This window comes from Pantoea piersonii (assembly GCF_003612015.1).
Taxonomy (GTDB): domain Bacteria; phylum Pseudomonadota; class Gammaproteobacteria; order Enterobacterales; family Enterobacteriaceae; genus Pantoea; species Pantoea piersonii.
Genome location: NZ_RARB01000004.1, coordinates 369,374 through 386,756, shown reverse-complemented (window position 1 = coordinate 386,756; position 17,383 = coordinate 369,374). Strand labels below are relative to the sequence as shown.

The window sequence follows — 17,383 nt, the reverse complement described above, 5'->3', positions numbered from 1 at the left end:
ACCCGATTTATCACTTCGCGGCGCGCGCCACTTCTTGCGCAACCCGTTCGGTTGCATCGGGGATCGCCACCTGACGGGCTTTTTCCGCCATGTTCAATAGTGTGGGGCGATCCCAGTGGCGCAGCGTCTCCGCCACGGCATCCGCGGTAAACTGCGGCTGCTCAAAAATTTTGGCTGCGCCCGCTTTTTCCAGCGGCAACGCATTCCAGTACTGCTGACGATCTTTATGCTGAAAGGGCACGAAAATCGCCGGTAAACCCGCTGCGGCGATTTCGCTGACGGTCAGCGCGCCGGAGCGGCAAACCACCACATCCGCCCAGGCGTAGGCGGCCGCCATATCATCAATAAATTCCGTAACCTTATGCTGTGTCTGGCCGACCTGCTGATAGGCCTTAAGCACATCCTGCAGCGCCCCTTTACCGGTCTGGTGCCACAGCGTGATCGTGTCGCCCAGCGCGGCCGCGACCTGCGGCAGCGTCTGATTCAGCACGCGCGCGCCCTGGCTGCCGCCGACCACCAGCACGCGGACCGGGCCGCTGCGGTTAGCCAGACGGTGCTCCGGCAGCGGCAGCGCCAGCACATCGGTACGTACCGGGTTGCCGACGACGTCCGCATGCGGAAAGGCGCCGGGAAACGCCTGCATCACTTTGCTGGCGATCTTCGCCAGCCACTTGTTGGTCAGTCCGGCAATGCCGTTCTGCTCATGCAGCACCACCGGGATGCCGCAGCTCCAGGCGGCGAGGCCGCCAGGCCCCGAGACGTAACCGCCCATGCCCAGCACCACATCCGGCTTCCACGCCCGCATAATGGCGCGCGCCTGACGCCAGGCGTTGAAAATACGCATCGGCGCCAGCAGCAGCGCTTTCAGCCCCTTGCCGCGCAGGCCGCTGATGCGGATAAAATCAATCTCAATACCGTGTTTCGGCACCAGATCCGCTTCCATTCTGTCGGCCGTACCGAGCCAGCGAACCTGCCACCCCTGTTCCATCAGATGATGGGCGACGGCCAGACCGGGGAAGACATGCCCGCCGGTTCCGCCCGCCATCACCATCAAACGCTTCCCACTCATCGGGCACCTCGGGTAAACGCCTGCGCTTTGGTCAGGCGCGTTTCATAATCAATACGCAGCAAAAACACGATCGCGGTCGACATAATCAGCAGGCTGGAGCCGCCGTAGCTGATTAACGGCAGCGTCAGACCTTTCGTCGGCAGCATGCCCGCTGCCGCGCCGACGTTTACCAGCGCCTGGAAGCTGAACCACACGCCGATCGAGCAGGCCAGAAAGCCGGAAAAACGTTGATCGATCTCCAGCGCGCGGCGGCCAATCGACATCGCACGAAAAGCGACGAAGAATACCATCAACAACGCTAAAACCACACCGATATAACCCAGCTCCTCGCCGATGATGGAGAAGATAAAGTCGGTATGCGCTTCCGGCAGATATTCCAGCTTTTGCACCGAATTACCGAGCCCCTGTCCCCAGAACTCGCCGCGGCCAAACGCCATCAGCGACTGCGTCAGCTGATAACCGCTGCCGAAGGGATCTTCCCAGGGGTTCCAGAAGGAAGTCACGCGACGCATGCGGTAGGGCTCGGCGATAATCAGCAGCACCACGGCGAAAATGCCGGAGCCGATAATCGCCAGGAACTGCCACAGCTTCGCGCCCGCCAGGAAGAGCATCGCCAGCGTGGTGACGAACAGCACGACCACGGTGCCGAGGTCAGGCTGCGCCAGCAGCAGCACAGCCAGCACCACCATCACGCCCATCGGTTTGCAGAAGCCCCAGAAGTTATTTCGCACTTCCTCGACCTTACGCACCAGATAGCTGGCGAGATAGCAGAACAGCGACAGCTTCGACAGCTCCGCGGGCTGAATACGCAGCGGACCCAGAGCGATCCAGCGAGACGCGCCGTTCACCGAGCTGCCCACGACCAGCACGATAAGCAGCATCACTACCGAAGCCAGCAGCATGGCGTTGCTGTAGCGCTGCCAGAAATCCATCGGCACGCGTAGCGTGACCAGCGCGATGCCGAGACCCAGCGCAATATAGAACGCGTCGCGCTTGGCGAAGTAAAAGGGATCGTCGTTCAGACGCTGACCGACCGGCATAGAAGCCGAGGTCACCATCACAAAGCCCACAATCGCCAGGCCGAAGGTCAGCCACAGCAGCGTGCGGTCATAGAGCACCAGCGCGGAGTCGTCGCTTTCGCGCGCGCCCATTACCCAGTCTTTCAGTCGGCTGCCGACAAAAGCAAAAAGTCCGATTATCAGTCCGGCGCCAGGAATACGCATCAGCCTAACTCCTTCGCCAGTTGCGCGAAGCGGTCGCCACGCTGCTCGAAATTACGGAACTGATCGAGGCTGGCGCAGGCTGGCGAGAGCAATACCATATCGCCAGGCTGCAGCTGCGGCGCAATCTGCTCCATCGCCTGCTGCATCGTCTCGGTGCGCACGGCGCTGTCAGGGCGCAGCGCAGCCAGCGCGTCGCCATCGCGGCCAAAGCAGTAGAGATGAACCTTCTCGTCCTGCACGTAGCGCGCCAGCGGGGAAAAATCGGCCGATTTGCCGTCGCCGCCCAGCAGCAGCCAGAGTCGGCCTTTAACCTGCAGACCGTTAAGCGCCGCCTCGGTGCTGCCGACGTTGGTGGCTTTAGAGTCGTTGATCCAGCGCACGCCCTTCGCCTCATGCACCAGCTGAAAACGATGCGCCAGCCCGCTAAAGCTGGTCAGCGCCGCCAGGCTGGAAGCGCGAGGCAGGCCCACGGCATCCGCCAGCGCCAGCGCCGCCAGCGCATTGGTATAGTTGTGCTGCCCCACCAGTTTCATCTCGTCGGTGTTGAGCACTTTTTCGCCCTTCACGCGCAGCCAGGTCGCGCCCTGCTGGCGGTTAAGGTGATAGTCGCCAAAGTCGATGCCGAAACTGACGCAGCGCGCATCGGCGCCGCGCACCGGCATCGTCATCGCATCGTCAGCGTTGACTACGCATACTCGCGCATTTTCATAGATACGCAGCTTCGCGGCGCGATACTGCTGCATGCCGAGCGGATAGCGATCCATATGATCTTCGGTGACGTTAAGAATGGTCGCCGCCGCGGCCTTCAGGCTGAACGTGGTCTCCAGCTGAAAGCTGGAAAGCTCCAGCACATAGAGCTGCGCGGGCGACTTCAGCAGCGACAGCGCCGGCAGGCCGATATTGCCGCCGACACCAACCTGCCAGCCAGCGGCCCGCGCCATTTCGCCAACCAGCGTGGTGACGGTGCTTTTGCCGTTGGAACCGGTGATCGCGACGATCGGCGCCTGCGCTTCGCGGCAGAAAAGCTCAATATCGCCGACGATCTCAACGCCCGCATCTGCCGCCTCGCTGAGCGCCGGATGCGCCAGCGCGATGCCTGGGCTCGCGACGATAAGATCCGCCGCCAGCAGCCAGTCGCTGTTCAACCCGCCGGTATAGCGCTCTACCTGCTCAGGCAGCTTGTCGAGTCCCGGCGGCGACACACGGGTATCCATCACGCGCGGCGTTACGCCTTGCGCTAAAAAGAAATCAACACAGGAGAGCCCGGTCAGGCCCAGCCCGATAATGACGACTTTTCTGCCCCGATAGTCAGCCATAATTAACGTACCTTCAGCGTGGCCAGGCCAATAAGCACCAGCATCAGCGAGATGATCCAGAAGCGCACGATCACGCGCGGTTCCGGCCAGCCTTTCAGTTCATAGTGATGATGAATCGGTGCCATGCGGAAAATGCGCTGTCCGCGTAGCTTGAACGATCCTACCTGCAGGATCACAGAGAGCGTCTCGACCACAAACACGCCGCCCATAATCACCAGCAAAAACTCCTGACGCAGCAGCACAGCCAGCGTGCCGAGCGCGCCGCCCAGCGCCAGCGAACCCACGTCGCCCATAAAGACCTGCGCCGGATAGGTGTTGAACCACAAGAAGCCCAGCCCTGCCCCGACGATAGCGGTACAGACGATCACCAGCTCGCCCGCATGGCGTAAATAGGGAATATGGAGATACTCAGCGAACTTAACGTTGCCGGTCGCCCAGGCCACCAGCGCGAACCCTGCCGCGACGAATACGGTCGGCATAATTGCCAGCCCGTCCAGACCGTCGGTCAGGTTAACGGCGTTGCCGGTGCCGACGATAACGAAGTAGGCGAGCACCACGTAGAACAGGCCAAGCTGGGGCATGATATCTTTGAAGAAAGGCACCACCAGCTGCGTCGCGGGCGTCCCTTTACCGGCGGCGTAGAGCGCAAACGCCACGCCCAGCGAAATCACCGACATCCAGAAATATTTCCAGCGCGCGATCAGGCCCTTCGTGTCTTTACGCACCACTTTGCGATAGTCATCGACAAAGCCGATGATGCCAAAGCCCACCAGCACCACCAGTACGCACCAGACATAGGGATTCGAAGGATAAGCCCACATCAGCACCGAAACGGTGATCGAGGTGAGGATCATAATCCCGCCCATGGTCGGCGTACCGCGCTTGCTGAAGTGCGATTCCGGACCGTCGTTGCGCACTACCTGGCCGATTTGCAGCTTTTGCAGCCAGGCAATCAGGCGAGGCCCCATCCATAAAGAGATAAATAAAGCGGTCAGCAGGCTGACAATGGCGCGAAACGTCAGATACGAAAAGACGTTGAAGCCGGAATAAAAAGCGACCAGATGCTCGGCCAGCCAGACTAACATGTTCCCATCTCCTGTAGGTTCTGCACGACCTGCTCCATGGCAGCACTACGCGAACCTTTAATCAAAACGGTTAATTCCCGATGTTCGGACAACAGCGTCCGTAAACGTTCAGTCAGCGCGGTTTTTGTGGCGAAATGTTCGCCAACCCCACTGCTTTCACTAATGTGCGCGCTCAGCGCGCCGACGCTCAGCACGCGATCGACCCCTGCGGCTTTCGCCGCCAGCCCGACCTCGCGATGGCACTGCTCCGCCTCTTCGCCCAGCTCCGCCATATCGCCTACTACCATTACGCGGTAGCCGGGCATTTCGCCCAGCACTTGCGCGGCGGCCGTCATCGAGCCGACATTGGCGTTATAGCTGTCGTCGAGCAGCAGCTGCTTCTCAGAGAGACGAATCGGGAACAGGCGGCCAGGAACGGCCTGCAGGCTTTTCAGCCCGCTCTGAATGGCGCTAAGCGGCGCGTCGACCGACAGCGCCAGCGCGGCGGCAGCCAGCGCGTTAGCGATGTTATGACGACCCGGCAGCGGCAGCGTAACGTCGATGTCGCCGCGCGGCGTCTGCATGATGAAATGAGTGCCGTCTACGGTCAGACGGATATCGCGCGCGGTAAAATCGCTGTCGGCCGCCTGTGGCGAGAAGCGCCATACGCGCTTGCCGTGCAGGTTCGCCTGCCAGTGCGGCCAGTCGTTGCTGTCGGCGTTCAGAATGGCAGTGCCGTTCGCGGGCAGGCCGTTGAAGATCTCCCCTTTCGCCTTCGCTACGCCCGCCAGCGAACCGAAGCCCTCCAGATGCGCCGCCGCCAGGTTATTCACCAGTGCGCTCTCAGGACGCGTCAGCTCGGTGGTATAGGCGATTTCGCCCTGGTGATTCGCGCCCAGTTCGATAACCGCATACTGATGCTGCTCGGTCAGGCGCAGCAGCGTCATCGGTACGCCGAAATCGTTATTCAGATTGCCCGCGGTATAGAGCGTTTCGCCGCATTCACGCAGGATGGAGGCGGTCATCTCTTTGACCGAGGTTTTACCGGACGAACCGGTGAGCGCGACTACGCGCGCTTTCGATTGCTGACGCACCCAGGCGGCCAGCTTGCCGAACGCAATGCGCGTGTCGGCAACCACGACCTGCGGTACGGAGACGTGTAAATACTTACTCACTAACAGCGCCTGCGCGCCGCTGGCGATAGCGTCAGCGGCAAAGTCATGCGCGTCGAAGCGTTCACCGACCAGCGCCACAAAGAGGCTGCCCGGTGTTACTTTGCGCGTATCGGTAGTGACGTCGTTAAGCGTAAGATCGCCGCCGTGAAGCGTGCCGCCGCTGATCTCAGCCAGAGTGGTAAGGGAAACCGGGATCATGCCGTCACTCCTAATAACGCAGCAACCGTGGCGCGGTCGGAGTAATCCAGATGACGATTCCCCACGATTTGATAATCTTCATGACCTTTGCCCGCCACCAGCACGATGTCGTCAGGTTGCGCCTGCAACACAGCGTTAGTGACCGCTTGCGCACGTCCCGCCACGACGCGCGCGCGATGCGGTTCGAGCAGGCCGGTCAAAATGTCGTTAACGATGGCCTGCGGATCTTCGCTGCGCGGATTGTCGTCGGTAATCACCACAATATCCGCGAACTGCTCGGCGATCGCGCCCATCAGGGGACGCTTGCCTTTATCGCGATCGCCGCCGCAGCCAAACAGGCACCACAGCTTGCCTTTGCAGTGCAGGCGCGCAGCCTCCAGCGCTTTTTCCAGCGCGTCCGGCGTATGGGCGTAATCCACTACAACAGTCGGTTTGCCCGGCGCGCTGAAAACTTCCATGCGGCCGCAGACCGGCTGAAGCTGCGGCGCGGTCCGCACCAGATCGGCGAGCGGATAATCAAGCGCCAGCAGCGTAGCGAAAGCCAGCAGCAGATTGCTGACGTTAAACGCGCCCATCAGTCGGCTGTCGAATTCGCCCTCGCCCCAGCTTGAGCTGAAACGGATATGGGCGCCGTTATCGTGATACTTCACCTCTTCGGCTTTCACCCAGCGACCGTGACAGCCCGGCTGTAAATTATTTGCCATGGTGACGGCGACGGCGTCCGGCAGCGTCGCCAGCCAGCGGCGCCCGGCTTCGTCATCGGCGTTAAGGATCATTTCGCCAACCTGATGGTCGGTAAAAAGCAGCTTCTTAGCCGATTCGTAGGTCTGCATATCGCCGTGGTAGTCAAGATGATCGCGGCTGAGGTTGGTAAAGACCGCAGCGGCGAACGGCAGCGCGGCAACGCGATGCTGCACCAGACCGTGCGAGGAGACCTCCATCGCGGTCAGCGTTGCGCCCTGCTGCGCCAGATCCCGTAAGAGATGCTGCACCTCGACGGCCGATCCGGTCGTGTTCTCTGCGGCGGTCAGCTGCCCGAGCAGGCCATTGCCGACCGTGCCCATCACCGCGCCGGTTTCACCCAGCCGTTGCGCCCACTGAGCCAGCAGCTGCGTGGTAGTGGTTTTACCATTGGTGCCGGTTACGCCTATCAGCTTCTGCTTTTCGCCCGGCTGACCATAAAAACGCCCCGCCAGCGCGGAGAGGCGCTGCGCCAGCTGCGCCAGGTAAATCACCGGCACGCCGTGCATCTCACGAATATCGCCATCGCTGGCTTCGCCTTCAGCTTCCGCGATCACGGCGGCAACGCCCTGCGCGATCGCCTGCGGAATAAAACGCCGTCCGTCGGCGTGGTGGCCTGCGACGGCCACAAACAGATCGCCGGAGGCCGCTTTGCGGCTGTCCAGTGTCATGTCACCCAGGGGACGCGCCGGCGCGCCTGGCACCCACGGGCCCAGCAAGTCGCGCAGGTTACGATCTGTCACTTTTTTCCTCACTTCTGTTAGTCACCAGCTCGTTTTTGTCATTGGTCGGCAACGCGTCCGGCTCGATATTCATGGTGCGTAAAACCCCGCCCATAATGGCACCGAACACCGGCGCGGAGACCGCACCACCGTAATATTTACCGGCCTGGGGATCGTTGATCACCACCACCAGCGCAAAACGAGGATGACTGGCAGGCGCGACGCCTGCGGTGTAAGCAATATATTTGTTAACGTAACGGCCATCCGGTCCGACTTTTTTCGCGGTACCGGTTTTAATCGCGATGCGGTAGCCCTTAATCGCCGCTTTCACGCCGCCGCCGCCCGGCAGCGCGACGCTTTCCATCATATGAACCACGGTTTTCACCAGCGACTCCGGGAAGACGCGCTCACCCGCCACAGGCGGATCGACTTTAGTAATCGACAGCGGTCGAAAGATGCCGTAGCTGCCGATCGTCGCGTAGACACGCGCTAACTGTAACGGGGTTACCATTAGCCCGTAGCCGAAAGAGAAGGTGGCCCTCTCTATGTCAGACCACCGTTGTTTTTGAGGGTATAAGCCACTACTTTCCCCGACCAGCCCCAAATTGGTCGGTTTACCCAGGCCAAAGCGCGCGTAAGTATCTACAAGCGCTGAGGAGGGCATCGCTAACGCCAGTCGTGAAACACCGACGTTACTCGACTTCTGCAAAACCCCGGTAAGGGTCAGTTCGTTGTATCGCGCCACGTCTTTGATTTCATGACCATTAACGCGATACGGCACGGTATTAAGCACGCTGTTTTCCCGCACCACGCCGCGCTGCAGCGCCGTCATCACTACCATCGGCTTAACGGTCGAGCCCGGCTCGAAAATATCGGTGATGGCGCGGTTGCGCATGATCTCTTTCGGCGTGTTACCGAGGTTATTAGGGTTGTAAGCCGGGCTGTTCGCCATCGCCAGCACTTCGCCGGTATTAACCTCGACCAGCACGGCGGAGCCAGATTCAGCTTTATTGAACGCGACGGCGTTATTGAGCTCGCGGTAAACCAGCGCCTGCAGACGTTCGTCAATGCTGAGCGTCAGGTTATGGGCGGCGCGGCTGTCTACCGATGAGATATCTTCAATGACGCGGCCGTTGCGATCTTTACGCACCGTTCGCTCGCCAGGCGCGCCGGTCAGCCACTTATCGAAGCTCTTTTCGATGCCTTCGATGCCCTGCCCGTCAATATTGGTAAAGCCGATCAGATGAGACGTCACCTGACCGGCGGGATAGTAGCGACGTGACTCTTCACGCAGATGGATGCCAGGCAGCTTGAGCTTTTTGATGTAGTCGCTGATGGCGGGATTGACCTGACGCGCCAGATAGATGAAACGTCCTTTGGGATTGGCGTTGACGCGCGTCGCCAGTTGATCGAGCGGAATCGAGAGCGCGTCGGCAAGCGCCTTCCAGCGGCTGTCGAGGGTCACGCCGCCCGCGTCGTGCAGCTCTTTGGGATCGGCCCAAATGGCGTTGACCGGCACGCTGACCGCCAGCGGACGACCAGCGCGATCGCTGATCATGCCGCGCGCGGTGGGGATAGCCTGTACGCGCAAGGAGCGCAGATCGCCCTCTTTCACCAGCTTATCCGGCTTGATGACCTGCAGCCAGGCGACGCGAGACAGCAAGCCGAACAGCGCCAGTAAAATACAGCCGCACAGCAACGCAAAACGCCAGCTTACAAAGCTGGCTTTATCTTCCTGTTTTTTCAACTTCAGCGTTTTGCTTGCGCCGCTCATGGCGATTTAGCGTTCCTTATTTCTGTACCACAATGTTTTCCTGAGAGGGATCGACATGCTGTAGCTGCAGCTTCTCGGTAGCGATACGCTCCACCCGACTGTGATCGCCCAGCGCGTTCTCCTCAAGGATCAGGTTACGCCATTCAATGTCGAGCGCGTCGCGCTCTAATACCAGCTGCTCGCGCTGCGCGGTCAGCAGACGCGTTTTGTGCGTCGTTGTCACCACCATGATGGCCGACACCAATACGGCGATAAGCAAAATCACCGGGATTTTGCCGAATCGCAGCAGATCGCCGCCGATAACCCCAGGCAGACTGTGACGTTCGTTGCCGATCATGCGTCGGTTCTCTCCGCGATACGCAGAACCGAACTGCGCGCGCGTGGATTGTCCGCCACTTCCGCTTCGCCCGGCGTCATTTTGCCGAGCAGCTTCAGCTGACGTCCGCCCAGTGCCTTAAGCTGCGCTTCGGTCATCGGAAGCCCTGCTGGCACCTGCGGACCGCGACTCTGATCGCGCATAAAACGCTTTACCAGGCGATCTTCCAGCGAGTGGAAGCTGATAATGGAGAGACGCCCCTCAGGTGCCAGCACCGTTAACGCGCCTTTCAGCGCCTTTTCGATCTCTTCCAGCTCGCTGTTGATCCAGATACGTATCGCCTGAAAGCTGCGCGTTGCTGGATGTTTAAACTTATCTTTCACCGGCGTCGCCGCCGCGATGACTTCGGCCAGCTCTTTGGTGCGCGTCATCGGCTGCTCGCGGTTACGCTCCACGATGGCGCGCGCGATACGTTTAGCAAAACGCTCCTCGCCGTAGGTCTTCAGCACAAAGGCGATATCCGCTTCTTCGGCCTGCAACAGCCACTCAGCGGCGGAATGCCCGCGCGTCGGGTCCATTCGCATGTCCAGCGGCCCATCACGCATAAAAGAGAAACCGCGTTCGGCGTCATCCAGCTGCGGCGACGACACGCCAAGATCAAGCAGGATGCCGTCAATTTTGCCGCTTAACTCCAGCGCTTCGACATACTCGGCCAGCTCGGAGAACGGGCCATGCACAATGGAAAAGCGCGGATCGGCGATTTCAGCAGCTGCAGCGATAGCTTGCGGGTCGCGATCGATGGCGATAAGCCGTCCCTGCGCGCCCAGCTGCGACAGAATCAATCGTGAATGTCCGCCGCGACCAAAGGTGCCGTCGATGTAGATGCCGTCTTCCCTGATGTTGAGGCCGTTAACCGCCTCGTCCAGTAGCACCGTGGTATGTTTAAAATTTTCCTGCATAGCTATAGCGACAAGTCCTGCAACCGCTCAGATAACGGTTCCTGAGCCGACTGTTCTGCGTCAATGTCATCCTTAACTTGTTGATACCAGGTCTGTTCATCCCACAGTTCAAACTTATTGAACTGGCCGACCAGCATCACTTCTTTTGTCAGGCCCGCGTGCTGCCGAAGCGTATTCGCCAGCAGTAAACGGCCTGCATTGTCCATCTGACACTCACTGGCATGGCCCAGCAGCAGACGCTGTACGCGTCGCTCAACGGGGTTCATGCTGGATAAGCGAGACAGCTTTTTTTCGATGATTTCCCATTCGGGCAAGGTATAAAGCAACAGGCAGGGCTGATGAAGGTCGATGGTGCATACCATCTGCCCTTGAGATTCCCCGATCAGCGTGTCGCGATAGCGCACAGGTACGGCCAGTCGCCCCTTGCTGTCGAGATTGACTAACGTTGCCCCACGGAACATGCCAGTCTTCCCCTCAACTTCCCGTTTTCACCACTTTACCCCACTTTTTACCACGCCACGAGTTTACGGAGGCGATGAAATCGTTGTCAAGCCGAAGCGCGGCGGGAATATAACTATTTACAGGGGGGAATTTCGCTGATTGAAAAGCGACAAAGGGGTCAAAAGGTCAATTTTAAAAATTAACCTGATGAATAGTGGAATAAAAACCATAGTGCTTAAAAAAATGATTAAAAATAAACCTGATGGTCTGCGCTAATATTCTTCACTGTTTCTGAGACAGGGGCTACATTTTAGGGGATTTCTGAAAGCGGCCACACCCGCCCCAGGCACGGCGGGAGGGGTTGTCAGCCCGAAGAAATGGACAATTAACAATCACATCGCCGCTAATTTGTTAGATGAGGTGTCGCAGATTTACGCTTTTTTACCCTAAAAATTGACGAATATTAATACATAAAAATTTAAGGGCAGCGGTATTGCTGCCCGTCGGCTATTTAATTTTGCGATTTAGCTGCCCACGGCGAAATAAATTTCGCCGAATACGCGTTAATCCCGGTTTCGGTTTTCTCGGCTCATCAAGCGAAGCCAGAACTAACTCCAGCACGCGCTCCGCAACATCGCGATGACGCTGCCCTACGGCCAGCACCGGACAGTCCAGAAAGTCCAGTAATTCGTGGTCGCCAAAGGTCGCGATAGCGAGGTCGGTCGGCAGCCGCCCGTCACGTTTTAACGTCACGTCCATAACGCCCTGCAGCAGGCCGAACGAGGTGGTGAAAAGCGCCTCTGGCATATCATGATCGTCAAGATACTTCTCAAACAGCGCGGCCGCCGCCGTACGCTCGAAGCTGTTGCAGTAGATATAGTCGATGGGTCGTGGATCCTCTTTCCAGGCATCGCGGAACCCCATTTCGCGTAAAAAGCTGACGGAAAGCTCCGGCAGCGCGCCGAGGAACAGGACGTTTTTTACCGGCAGCTGACGCAATTCAGCCGCCAGGGCAAAAGCGTCGTCCTGATCGGCGCCGACGACGCTGGTGAAATGCTCGCGATCCAGCGCGCGGTCCAGCGCGATAATCGGCAGCGGATCGTTGATCCAGCGCTGATAAAAGGGATGCTCAGGCGGCAAAGAGGTAGAAACGATAATCGCATCAACCTGACGCTGCAGCAGATGTTCGATACAGCGCATTTCATTGTCGGGCTGATCTTCTGAACAGGCGATCAGCAGCTGATAGCCGCGTTGACGCGCCTGACGCTCCAGATAATTGGCGATGCGGGTGTAGCTGGTATTCTCCAGGTCGGGGATCACCAGGCCGATAGAACGCGTGCGGCCGGCGCGCAGGCCCGCCGCCACTGCATTAGGGTGATAGTTATGCTCACGCACGACCGCCATCACTTTCTCGACGGTTTTTTCGCTGACACGATACTGCCGCGCTTTGCCATTGATGACATAACTGGCCGTGGTGCGCGACACGCCCGCCAGACGCGCGATTTCATCCAGTTTCACGATAACTCCATACTTCACGGCGAGCCGCGTTGCGACAGATGTCCGCAACTAAGCTAAGGGTAACTCGTTTGTAACATCTAACAGCAGAACTCCGCGCTGAGCAACCGCTTTTCTTAGCGATCCCTGTTTAGCGCATAAAATAAAAAAACCCGGCATTACGCCGGGTTAGAGACAGTAACCTGTTGTGATTAACGCATAATGCGATCGCCGCGCGACACGCCGACGATGCCGGAACGCGCCACTTCGACAATCTCAGCGACTTCGCGCACGGTATTGAGAAAGGCGTCGAGCTTATCGCTGGTGCCCGCAAGCTGAACCGTGTACAGCGTTGGCGTCACGTCGACAATCTGACCGCGGAAGATTTCGGCGCTGCGCTTTACCTCTTCGCGGCCGTAACCGGTGGCCTGCAGCTTCACCAGCATGATCTCGCGTTCGACGTAGGCGCCCTGCCCCAGCTCGCTGACGCGCAGCACGTCCACCAGCTTATGCAGCTGCTTTTCAATCTGCTCCAGCACCTTCTCGTCACCGACGGTTTGAATGGTCATACGCGACAGCGTTGGGTCGTCAGTCGGCGCGACGGTCAGGCTTTCGATGTTGTAGCCGCGCTGAGAAAAGAGGCCCACCACGCGCGACAATGCGCCGGATTCATTCTCCAGCAGAACCGATAAAATACGACGCATAATTATGTTCTCTCCGTTTTGCTCAGCCACATCTCATCCATCGCCCCGCCGCGAATCTGCATCGGGTACACATGCTCGCTGCCGTCGACGGTGACGTCGACAAATACCAGGCGGCCCTTCGCCAGCGTATCCAGCGCCAGCTGCAGTTTCTCTTCCAGTTCGGAAGGATGCTGAATGGCGATGCCGACGTGACCGTAGGCCTCAGCCAGACGCACAAAGTCCGGCAGCGACTCCATATAAGATTGCGAATGGCGGCCTGAATAGATCATATCCTGCCACTGTTTCACCATGCCGAGGACGCGGTTATTCAGGCTCAGCACCAGCACCGGCAGATCGTACTGCAGCGCGGTAGAGAGCTCCTGGATATTCATCTGAATGCTGCCGTCGCCGGTCACGCAAATCACCGTTTCCTCTGGCAGCGCCATTTTGACGCCCAGCGCGGCTGGCAGACCGAAGCCCATGGTGCCGAGTCCGCCTGAGTTGATCCAGCGACGCGGTTTATCAAAGGGATAGTAAAGCGCCGCGAACATCTGATGCTGGCCGACATCCGAGGTGACGTAAGCGTCGCCGTTGGTCAGGCGCCAGATCGTCTCGATCACCGCCTGCGGTTTAATCGCGTCGCTGCTGCGATCGAACGCCAGACATTTACGGCTGCGCCAGCCTTCAATGCTCTGCCACCAGTCGCGCAGGCTGTCGAACTCCTGCTTCGTTTCGCTCTGCGCCAGCAGCTCCAGCATCTGCTGCAGCGTCTGCTTCGCATCGCCAACGATAGGGATATCCGCCGCCACGGTTTTCGAAATCGAGGTAGGATCGATGTCGATATGTAGCACCGTCGCGTTCGGGCAATATTTAGCCAGATTATTGGTGGTGCGATCGTCAAAGCGCACGCCGACGGCAAAGATCAGATCGGCGTTATGCATCGTCATGTTGGCTTCATAGGTGCCATGCATGCCGAGCATACCCACTGCCTGACGGTGCGTGCCGGGAAACGCGCCCAGCCCCATCAGCGACGTAGTGACCGGAATATTCAGCTTTTCCGCAAGCTGCAGCAGCTCCGCTTCGCACGCTGAGGTAATCGCGCCGCCGCCAGCGTAAATAACCGGTTTGTGCGCGGCGAGCAGCGTGTTTAAAGCGCGTTTGATCTGCCCTTTGTGCCCCTGAATGGTCGGGTTGTAGGAGCGCATGCTCACCGATTCCGGATAAACGTAAGGCAGTTTATTGGCCGGGTTCAGAATGTCCTTCGGCAGATCGATAACGACCGGGCCTGGACGCCCGCTGGCCGCCAGCCAGAAGGCTTTTTTTAGCACGGTCGGGATCTCTTCGGTGCTTTTCACCAGAAAGCTGTGCTTCACCACCGGACGGGAAATCCCCACCATGTCGCACTCCTGAAAGGCGTCGTAGCCAATCAGCGAGGAAGGCACCTGACCCGACAGGATCACCAGCGGGATCGAATCCATATAGGCGGTGGCGATACCGGTGATCGCATTGGTTGCGCCGGGACCCGACGTCACCAGCACCACGCCGACTTCGCCCGTGGCGCGTGCCAGGCCATCCGCCATATGCACCGCGCCCTGCTCATGGCGCACCAGTACGTGATCAATTCCGCCGACGGTTTGCAGCGCGTCATAAATATCCAGCACCGCGCCGCCCGGATAACCGAACACCTGTTTTACGCCCTGATCGATCAACGAACGGACGACCATCTCGGCTCCTGACAACATCTCCATTTTCTGCCTCCAGGCTTGAGGAACTGAATCCACTGACGCTCGCTGTTCCAGCGCGCCACTGGCATCCTGCCCCAGTTTCGCCAGTTAAGATCAAAACCTTATGTTTATGCGCAGACGCCGGAATTCGTTTCCGACATCCAGATACAGAGAAATCTGCTTGGTTGATTGTTTTAAGAGTTGGTCGATTACCATAACCGTAGAAAACCCGGCAGGCAAACGTCAGACTCCGCACTTATCGTTAAGCGGGCTTTAAAGCCTCTGCGCGATAAGTTGACCGCGCGCGGAATTATCTAATTCACCGGAAGTTAGGCAGAAGAAAATGCTGGAGACCAATTCATTTCCAGCGGGTTATAAGAAATAACAAAAAAATAATTCCGTATCCTTTAGCCCACAATTTTCCTGTAAAATTCATTTCTGGCGTTATTAACTCTTAAATAAAGCCGACGCGCGACAATATGCTGCCCCACAGCGGTAAAATAATTCTGGGCAGCAGGCGATAAACAATCAGTAAAAAAGATAACTTTCAAAGAGTTAAAATAAACAGCTCCTGTCATAAAGGCCGATTTACGCCCTGTTTTTTCAGGGATTACCAGTTCCACTAAGCTGGCGGTAAATCGCAGGATATTTTCCTTAGCGCGCATTGAAAATACCCTTTTGCTTATGGTTGACATCCCGACCTGATTCCAGTACCAATATGTGCAGCACAAAATTTACGAGGTTCGAATCCATGTTTCATTCATTCCGCCTACTCGGTCTACTACTTAACGCATTCAGTTTGCGCGGTAGACTCGTGGGCAGAATCAAACACTGATTCGAACCTGCTGAAAGTTAAAAACCCGCGCCTTGCGCGGGTTTTTTTATGCTCGTTGCACGGTGAAGCTAACGAATAAGGATGAATACGATGAGCCAGCAAGTCATTATTTTCGATACCACTCTGCGCGACGGTGAGCAGGCATTACAGGCCAGCCTGAGTGTGAAAGAAAAATTGCAGATCGCACTGGCGCTGGAGCGCATGGGCGTAGACGTGATGGAAGTCGGCTTTCCGGTCTCGTCGCCGGGCGACTTCGAATCCGTACAGACCATCGCGCGCACCATTAAAAACAGCCGCGTCTGCGGACTGGCACGCTGCGTCGAAAAAGATATTGATGCAGCTTATGAAGCGCTGCGCGTGGCGGAGGCTTATCGTATCCACACCTTCATCGCGACGTCGCCGATGCATATCGCCACCAAACTGCGCAGCACGCTGCCTGAAGTGATTGAGCGCGCGGTACAGATGGTGAAACGCGCCCGTAACTACACTAACGACGTTGAATTCTCCTGCGAAGATGGCGGCCGTACGCCGATTGACGACCTGTGTCGCGTGGTAGAAGCGGCAATCAACGCGGGCGCAACCACTATCAACATTCCAGACACCGTGGGTTACACCCTGCCGGGCGAATACGCCAGTATCATCAGCCAGTTGATCAATCGGGTGCCCAATATCGATAAAGCGATCCTGTCGGTGCACACCCATGACGATTTAGGCATGGCGACCGGCAATGCGCTGGCCGCGGTCCAGGCGGGCGCGCGTCAGGTCGAAGGCACACTGAACGGCCTGGGCGAGCGCGCCGGCAACTGCGCGCTGGAAGAGGTCATTATGGCGATTAAAACCCGTCAGCAGATCCTGAACGTCCATACCAACATCAATCACCAGGAAATTTACCGCACCAGCCAGATGGTCAGTCAGATCTGCAACATGCCGATCCCGGCGAACAAGGCGGTGGTCGGCTCTAACGCCTTTGCGCACTCCTCCGGCATCCACCAGGACGGCGTGCTGAAAAACCGTGAAAACTACGAAATCCTGACGCCGGAATCGATCGGCCTGCACAAAATCCAGCTGAACTTGACGTCGCGTTCCGGCCGCGCCGCGGTGAAACACCGTATGGAAGAGATGGGCTACAAAGAGAGCGACTACAGCCTGGACGCGCTGTATGACGCCTTCTTGAAGCTGGCTGATAAAAAAGGCCAGGTATTTGATTACGATCTGGAAGCGCTGGCCTTTATCAACAAGCAGCATGAAGAGCCGGAATATTTCCAGCTGAACGAGTTCAACGTGCAGACCGGCTCCAGCGTCACGGCAACCGCGTCAGTGCAGCTGGGCTGCGGCGAAGAGACCAAAGCGGATGCCGCCACCGGCAACGGCCCGGTCGACGCGGTTTACCAGGCGATCAACCGCATTACCGGTTTTGAAGCCGAGCTGATGAACTACAAGTTAACGGCGAAAGGCCACGGCGAGAATGCGCTGGGCCAGGTGGATATCGTGGTCAACTACAACGGCCGCAAATTCCACGGCGTCGGTCTGGCGACCGATATTGTCGAATCATCTGCGAAAGCGATGGTTAACGCGCTGAATAACATCTGGCGCGCCAAAGAAGTCGAAAAAGAATTGCAGCGCAAATTTCAGAAGGAAACGGTGTAACT

At 58.2% G+C, this 17,383-nt stretch carries 16 protein-coding genes; 2 read left to right on the top strand and 14 right to left on the bottom strand.

Translation table 11 applies throughout. The features are described from left to right. Positions 1 to 10 precede the first annotated feature (10 nt). The 14 genes from murG to D7S44_RS13715 all read right to left on the bottom strand — a co-directional run bounded on the left by murG (position 11) and on the right by D7S44_RS13715 (position 15,594). Complete coding sequence (gene murG, locus D7S44_RS13780; protein WP_120455719.1) at positions 11 to 1,069, bottom strand: undecaprenyldiphospho-muramoylpentapeptide beta-N-acetylglucosaminyltransferase; 1,059 nt, start codon at positions 1,067 to 1,069, stop codon at positions 11 to 13. Next, complete coding sequence (gene ftsW / locus D7S44_RS13775) at positions 1,066 to 2,292, bottom strand: cell division protein FtsW (RefSeq protein WP_120455718.1); 1,227 nt, start codon at positions 2,290 to 2,292, stop codon at positions 1,066 to 1,068. The genes murG and ftsW overlap by 4 nt, the downstream gene beginning before the upstream one ends. Continuing rightward, positions 2,292 to 3,608: a UDP-N-acetylmuramoyl-L-alanine--D-glutamate ligase gene (gene murD / locus D7S44_RS13770; RefSeq protein WP_120455716.1), complete on the bottom strand. Its 1,317-nt coding sequence runs from the start codon at positions 3,606 to 3,608 to the stop codon at positions 2,292 to 2,294. Before murD ends, ftsW begins: the two co-directional genes overlap by 1 nt. 2 nt (positions 3,609 to 3,610) lie before the next feature. Then, the gene (gene mraY / locus D7S44_RS13765) at positions 3,611 to 4,693 is read right to left on the bottom strand and encodes a phospho-N-acetylmuramoyl-pentapeptide-transferase (protein ID WP_033749483.1); all 1,083 of its coding nucleotides are present in this window, start codon (positions 4,691 to 4,693) and stop codon (positions 3,611 to 3,613) included. Continuing rightward, positions 4,687 to 6,045 (bottom strand): UDP-N-acetylmuramoyl-tripeptide--D-alanyl-D-alanine ligase, encoded by a 1,359-nt coding sequence (gene murF, locus D7S44_RS13760; RefSeq protein ID WP_120455715.1) that lies wholly within the window; start codon positions 6,043 to 6,045, stop codon positions 4,687 to 4,689. The genes mraY and murF overlap by 7 nt, the downstream gene beginning before the upstream one ends. Beyond that, positions 6,042 to 7,529: a UDP-N-acetylmuramoyl-L-alanyl-D-glutamate--2,6-diaminopimelate ligase gene (murE, locus tag D7S44_RS13755; protein WP_120455713.1), complete on the bottom strand. Its 1,488-nt coding sequence runs from the start codon at positions 7,527 to 7,529 to the stop codon at positions 6,042 to 6,044. Before murE ends, murF begins: the two co-directional genes overlap by 4 nt. Continuing rightward, complete coding sequence (locus tag D7S44_RS13750; RefSeq protein WP_120455711.1) at positions 7,516 to 9,282, bottom strand: peptidoglycan glycosyltransferase FtsI; 1,767 nt, start codon at positions 9,280 to 9,282, stop codon at positions 7,516 to 7,518. Before D7S44_RS13750 ends, murE begins: the two co-directional genes overlap by 14 nt. A 16-nt stretch (positions 9,283 to 9,298) precedes the next feature. Beyond that, positions 9,299 to 9,619 (bottom strand): cell division protein FtsL, encoded by a 321-nt coding sequence (gene ftsL / locus D7S44_RS13745; RefSeq protein WP_120455710.1) that lies wholly within the window; start codon positions 9,617 to 9,619, stop codon positions 9,299 to 9,301. After that, the gene (gene rsmH, locus D7S44_RS13740; RefSeq protein WP_120455708.1) at positions 9,616 to 10,557 is read right to left on the bottom strand and encodes a 16S rRNA (cytosine(1402)-N(4))-methyltransferase RsmH; all 942 of its coding nucleotides are present in this window, start codon (positions 10,555 to 10,557) and stop codon (positions 9,616 to 9,618) included. The genes ftsL and rsmH overlap by 4 nt, the downstream gene beginning before the upstream one ends. 2 nt (positions 10,558 to 10,559) lie before the next feature. Continuing rightward, a complete protein-coding gene (gene mraZ / locus D7S44_RS13735) occupies positions 10,560 to 11,018 on the bottom strand; it encodes a division/cell wall cluster transcriptional repressor MraZ (RefSeq protein ID WP_120455707.1) in 459 nt (152 codons plus the stop codon). A gap of 487 nt (positions 11,019 to 11,505) precedes the next feature. Further along, on the bottom strand, positions 11,506 to 12,516 hold the full coding sequence (cra, locus tag D7S44_RS13730; protein ID WP_120455705.1) for a catabolite repressor/activator: 1,011 nt from the start codon (positions 12,514 to 12,516) through the stop codon (positions 11,506 to 11,508). Between the two features lie 188 nt (positions 12,517 to 12,704). Continuing rightward, the gene (gene ilvN / locus D7S44_RS13725) at positions 12,705 to 13,196 is read right to left on the bottom strand and encodes an acetolactate synthase small subunit (RefSeq protein WP_120455703.1); all 492 of its coding nucleotides are present in this window, start codon (positions 13,194 to 13,196) and stop codon (positions 12,705 to 12,707) included. Between the two features lie 2 nt (positions 13,197 to 13,198). Beyond that, positions 13,199 to 14,923 carry an acetolactate synthase 3 large subunit gene (gene ilvI / locus D7S44_RS13720; RefSeq protein ID WP_120455701.1) on the bottom strand — a complete coding sequence of 575 codons (1,725 nt, stop codon included), beginning with the start codon at positions 14,921 to 14,923 and terminating at the stop codon, positions 13,199 to 13,201. Between the two features lie 383 nt (positions 14,924 to 15,306). Beyond that, entirely contained in the window at positions 15,307 to 15,594 is a 288-nt protein-coding gene (locus D7S44_RS13715; RefSeq protein ID WP_147402106.1) for a hypothetical protein, read from the bottom strand. Between the two features lie 23 nt (positions 15,595 to 15,617). Between D7S44_RS13715 and leuL the strand changes: the two genes are divergently transcribed. Then, positions 15,618 to 15,734 carry a leu operon leader peptide gene (gene leuL / locus D7S44_RS24115; protein WP_120455697.1) on the top strand — a complete coding sequence of 39 codons (117 nt, stop codon included), beginning with the start codon at positions 15,618 to 15,620 and terminating at the stop codon, positions 15,732 to 15,734. Positions 15,735 to 15,824: 90 nt separating this feature from the next. Next, positions 15,825 to 17,381 carry a 2-isopropylmalate synthase gene (leuA, locus tag D7S44_RS13705; RefSeq protein ID WP_120455695.1) on the top strand — a complete coding sequence of 519 codons (1,557 nt, stop codon included), beginning with the start codon at positions 15,825 to 15,827 and terminating at the stop codon, positions 17,379 to 17,381. Positions 17,382 to 17,383: the final 2 nt, after the last annotated feature.

Excerpts from the sequence above, each read along its gene's own strand:
- rsmH (WP_120455708.1), bottom strand. The coding sequence starts at position 10,557 with ATGCAGGAAAATTTTAAACATACCACGGTGCTACTGGACGAGGCGGTT.
- leuL (WP_120455697.1), top strand. The coding sequence starts at position 15,618 with ATGTGCAGCACAAAATTTACGAGGTTCGAATCCATGTTTCATTCATTC.
- ilvI (WP_120455701.1), bottom strand. The coding sequence starts at position 14,923 with ATGGAGATGTTGTCAGGAGCCGAGATGGTCGTCCGTTCGTTGATCGAT.
- mraY (WP_033749483.1), bottom strand. The coding sequence starts at position 4,693 with ATGTTAGTCTGGCTGGCCGAGCATCTGGTCGCTTTTTATTCCGGCTTC.
- murG (WP_120455719.1), bottom strand. The coding sequence starts at position 1,069 with ATGAGTGGGAAGCGTTTGATGGTGATGGCGGGCGGAACCGGCGGGCAT.
- ilvN (WP_120455703.1), bottom strand. The coding sequence starts at position 13,196 with ATGCGTCGTATTTTATCGGTTCTGCTGGAGAATGAATCCGGCGCATTG.
- D7S44_RS13715 (WP_147402106.1), bottom strand. The coding sequence starts at position 15,594 with ATGTCAACCATAAGCAAAAGGGTATTTTCAATGCGCGCTAAGGAAAAT.
- ftsL (WP_120455710.1), bottom strand. The coding sequence starts at position 9,619 with ATGATCGGCAACGAACGTCACAGTCTGCCTGGGGTTATCGGCGGCGAT.
- murF (WP_120455715.1), bottom strand. The coding sequence starts at position 6,045 with ATGATCCCGGTTTCCCTTACCACTCTGGCTGAGATCAGCGGCGGCACG.
- leuA (WP_120455695.1), top strand. The coding sequence starts at position 15,825 with ATGAGCCAGCAAGTCATTATTTTCGATACCACTCTGCGCGACGGTGAG.
- ftsW (WP_120455718.1), bottom strand. The coding sequence starts at position 2,292 with ATGCGTATTCCTGGCGCCGGACTGATAATCGGACTTTTTGCTTTTGTC.
- murD (WP_120455716.1), bottom strand. The coding sequence starts at position 3,608 with ATGGCTGACTATCGGGGCAGAAAAGTCGTCATTATCGGGCTGGGCCTG.
- mraZ (WP_120455707.1), bottom strand. The coding sequence starts at position 11,018 with ATGTTCCGTGGGGCAACGTTAGTCAATCTCGACAGCAAGGGGCGACTG.
- D7S44_RS13750 (WP_120455711.1), bottom strand. The coding sequence starts at position 9,282 with ATGAGCGGCGCAAGCAAAACGCTGAAGTTGAAAAAACAGGAAGATAAA.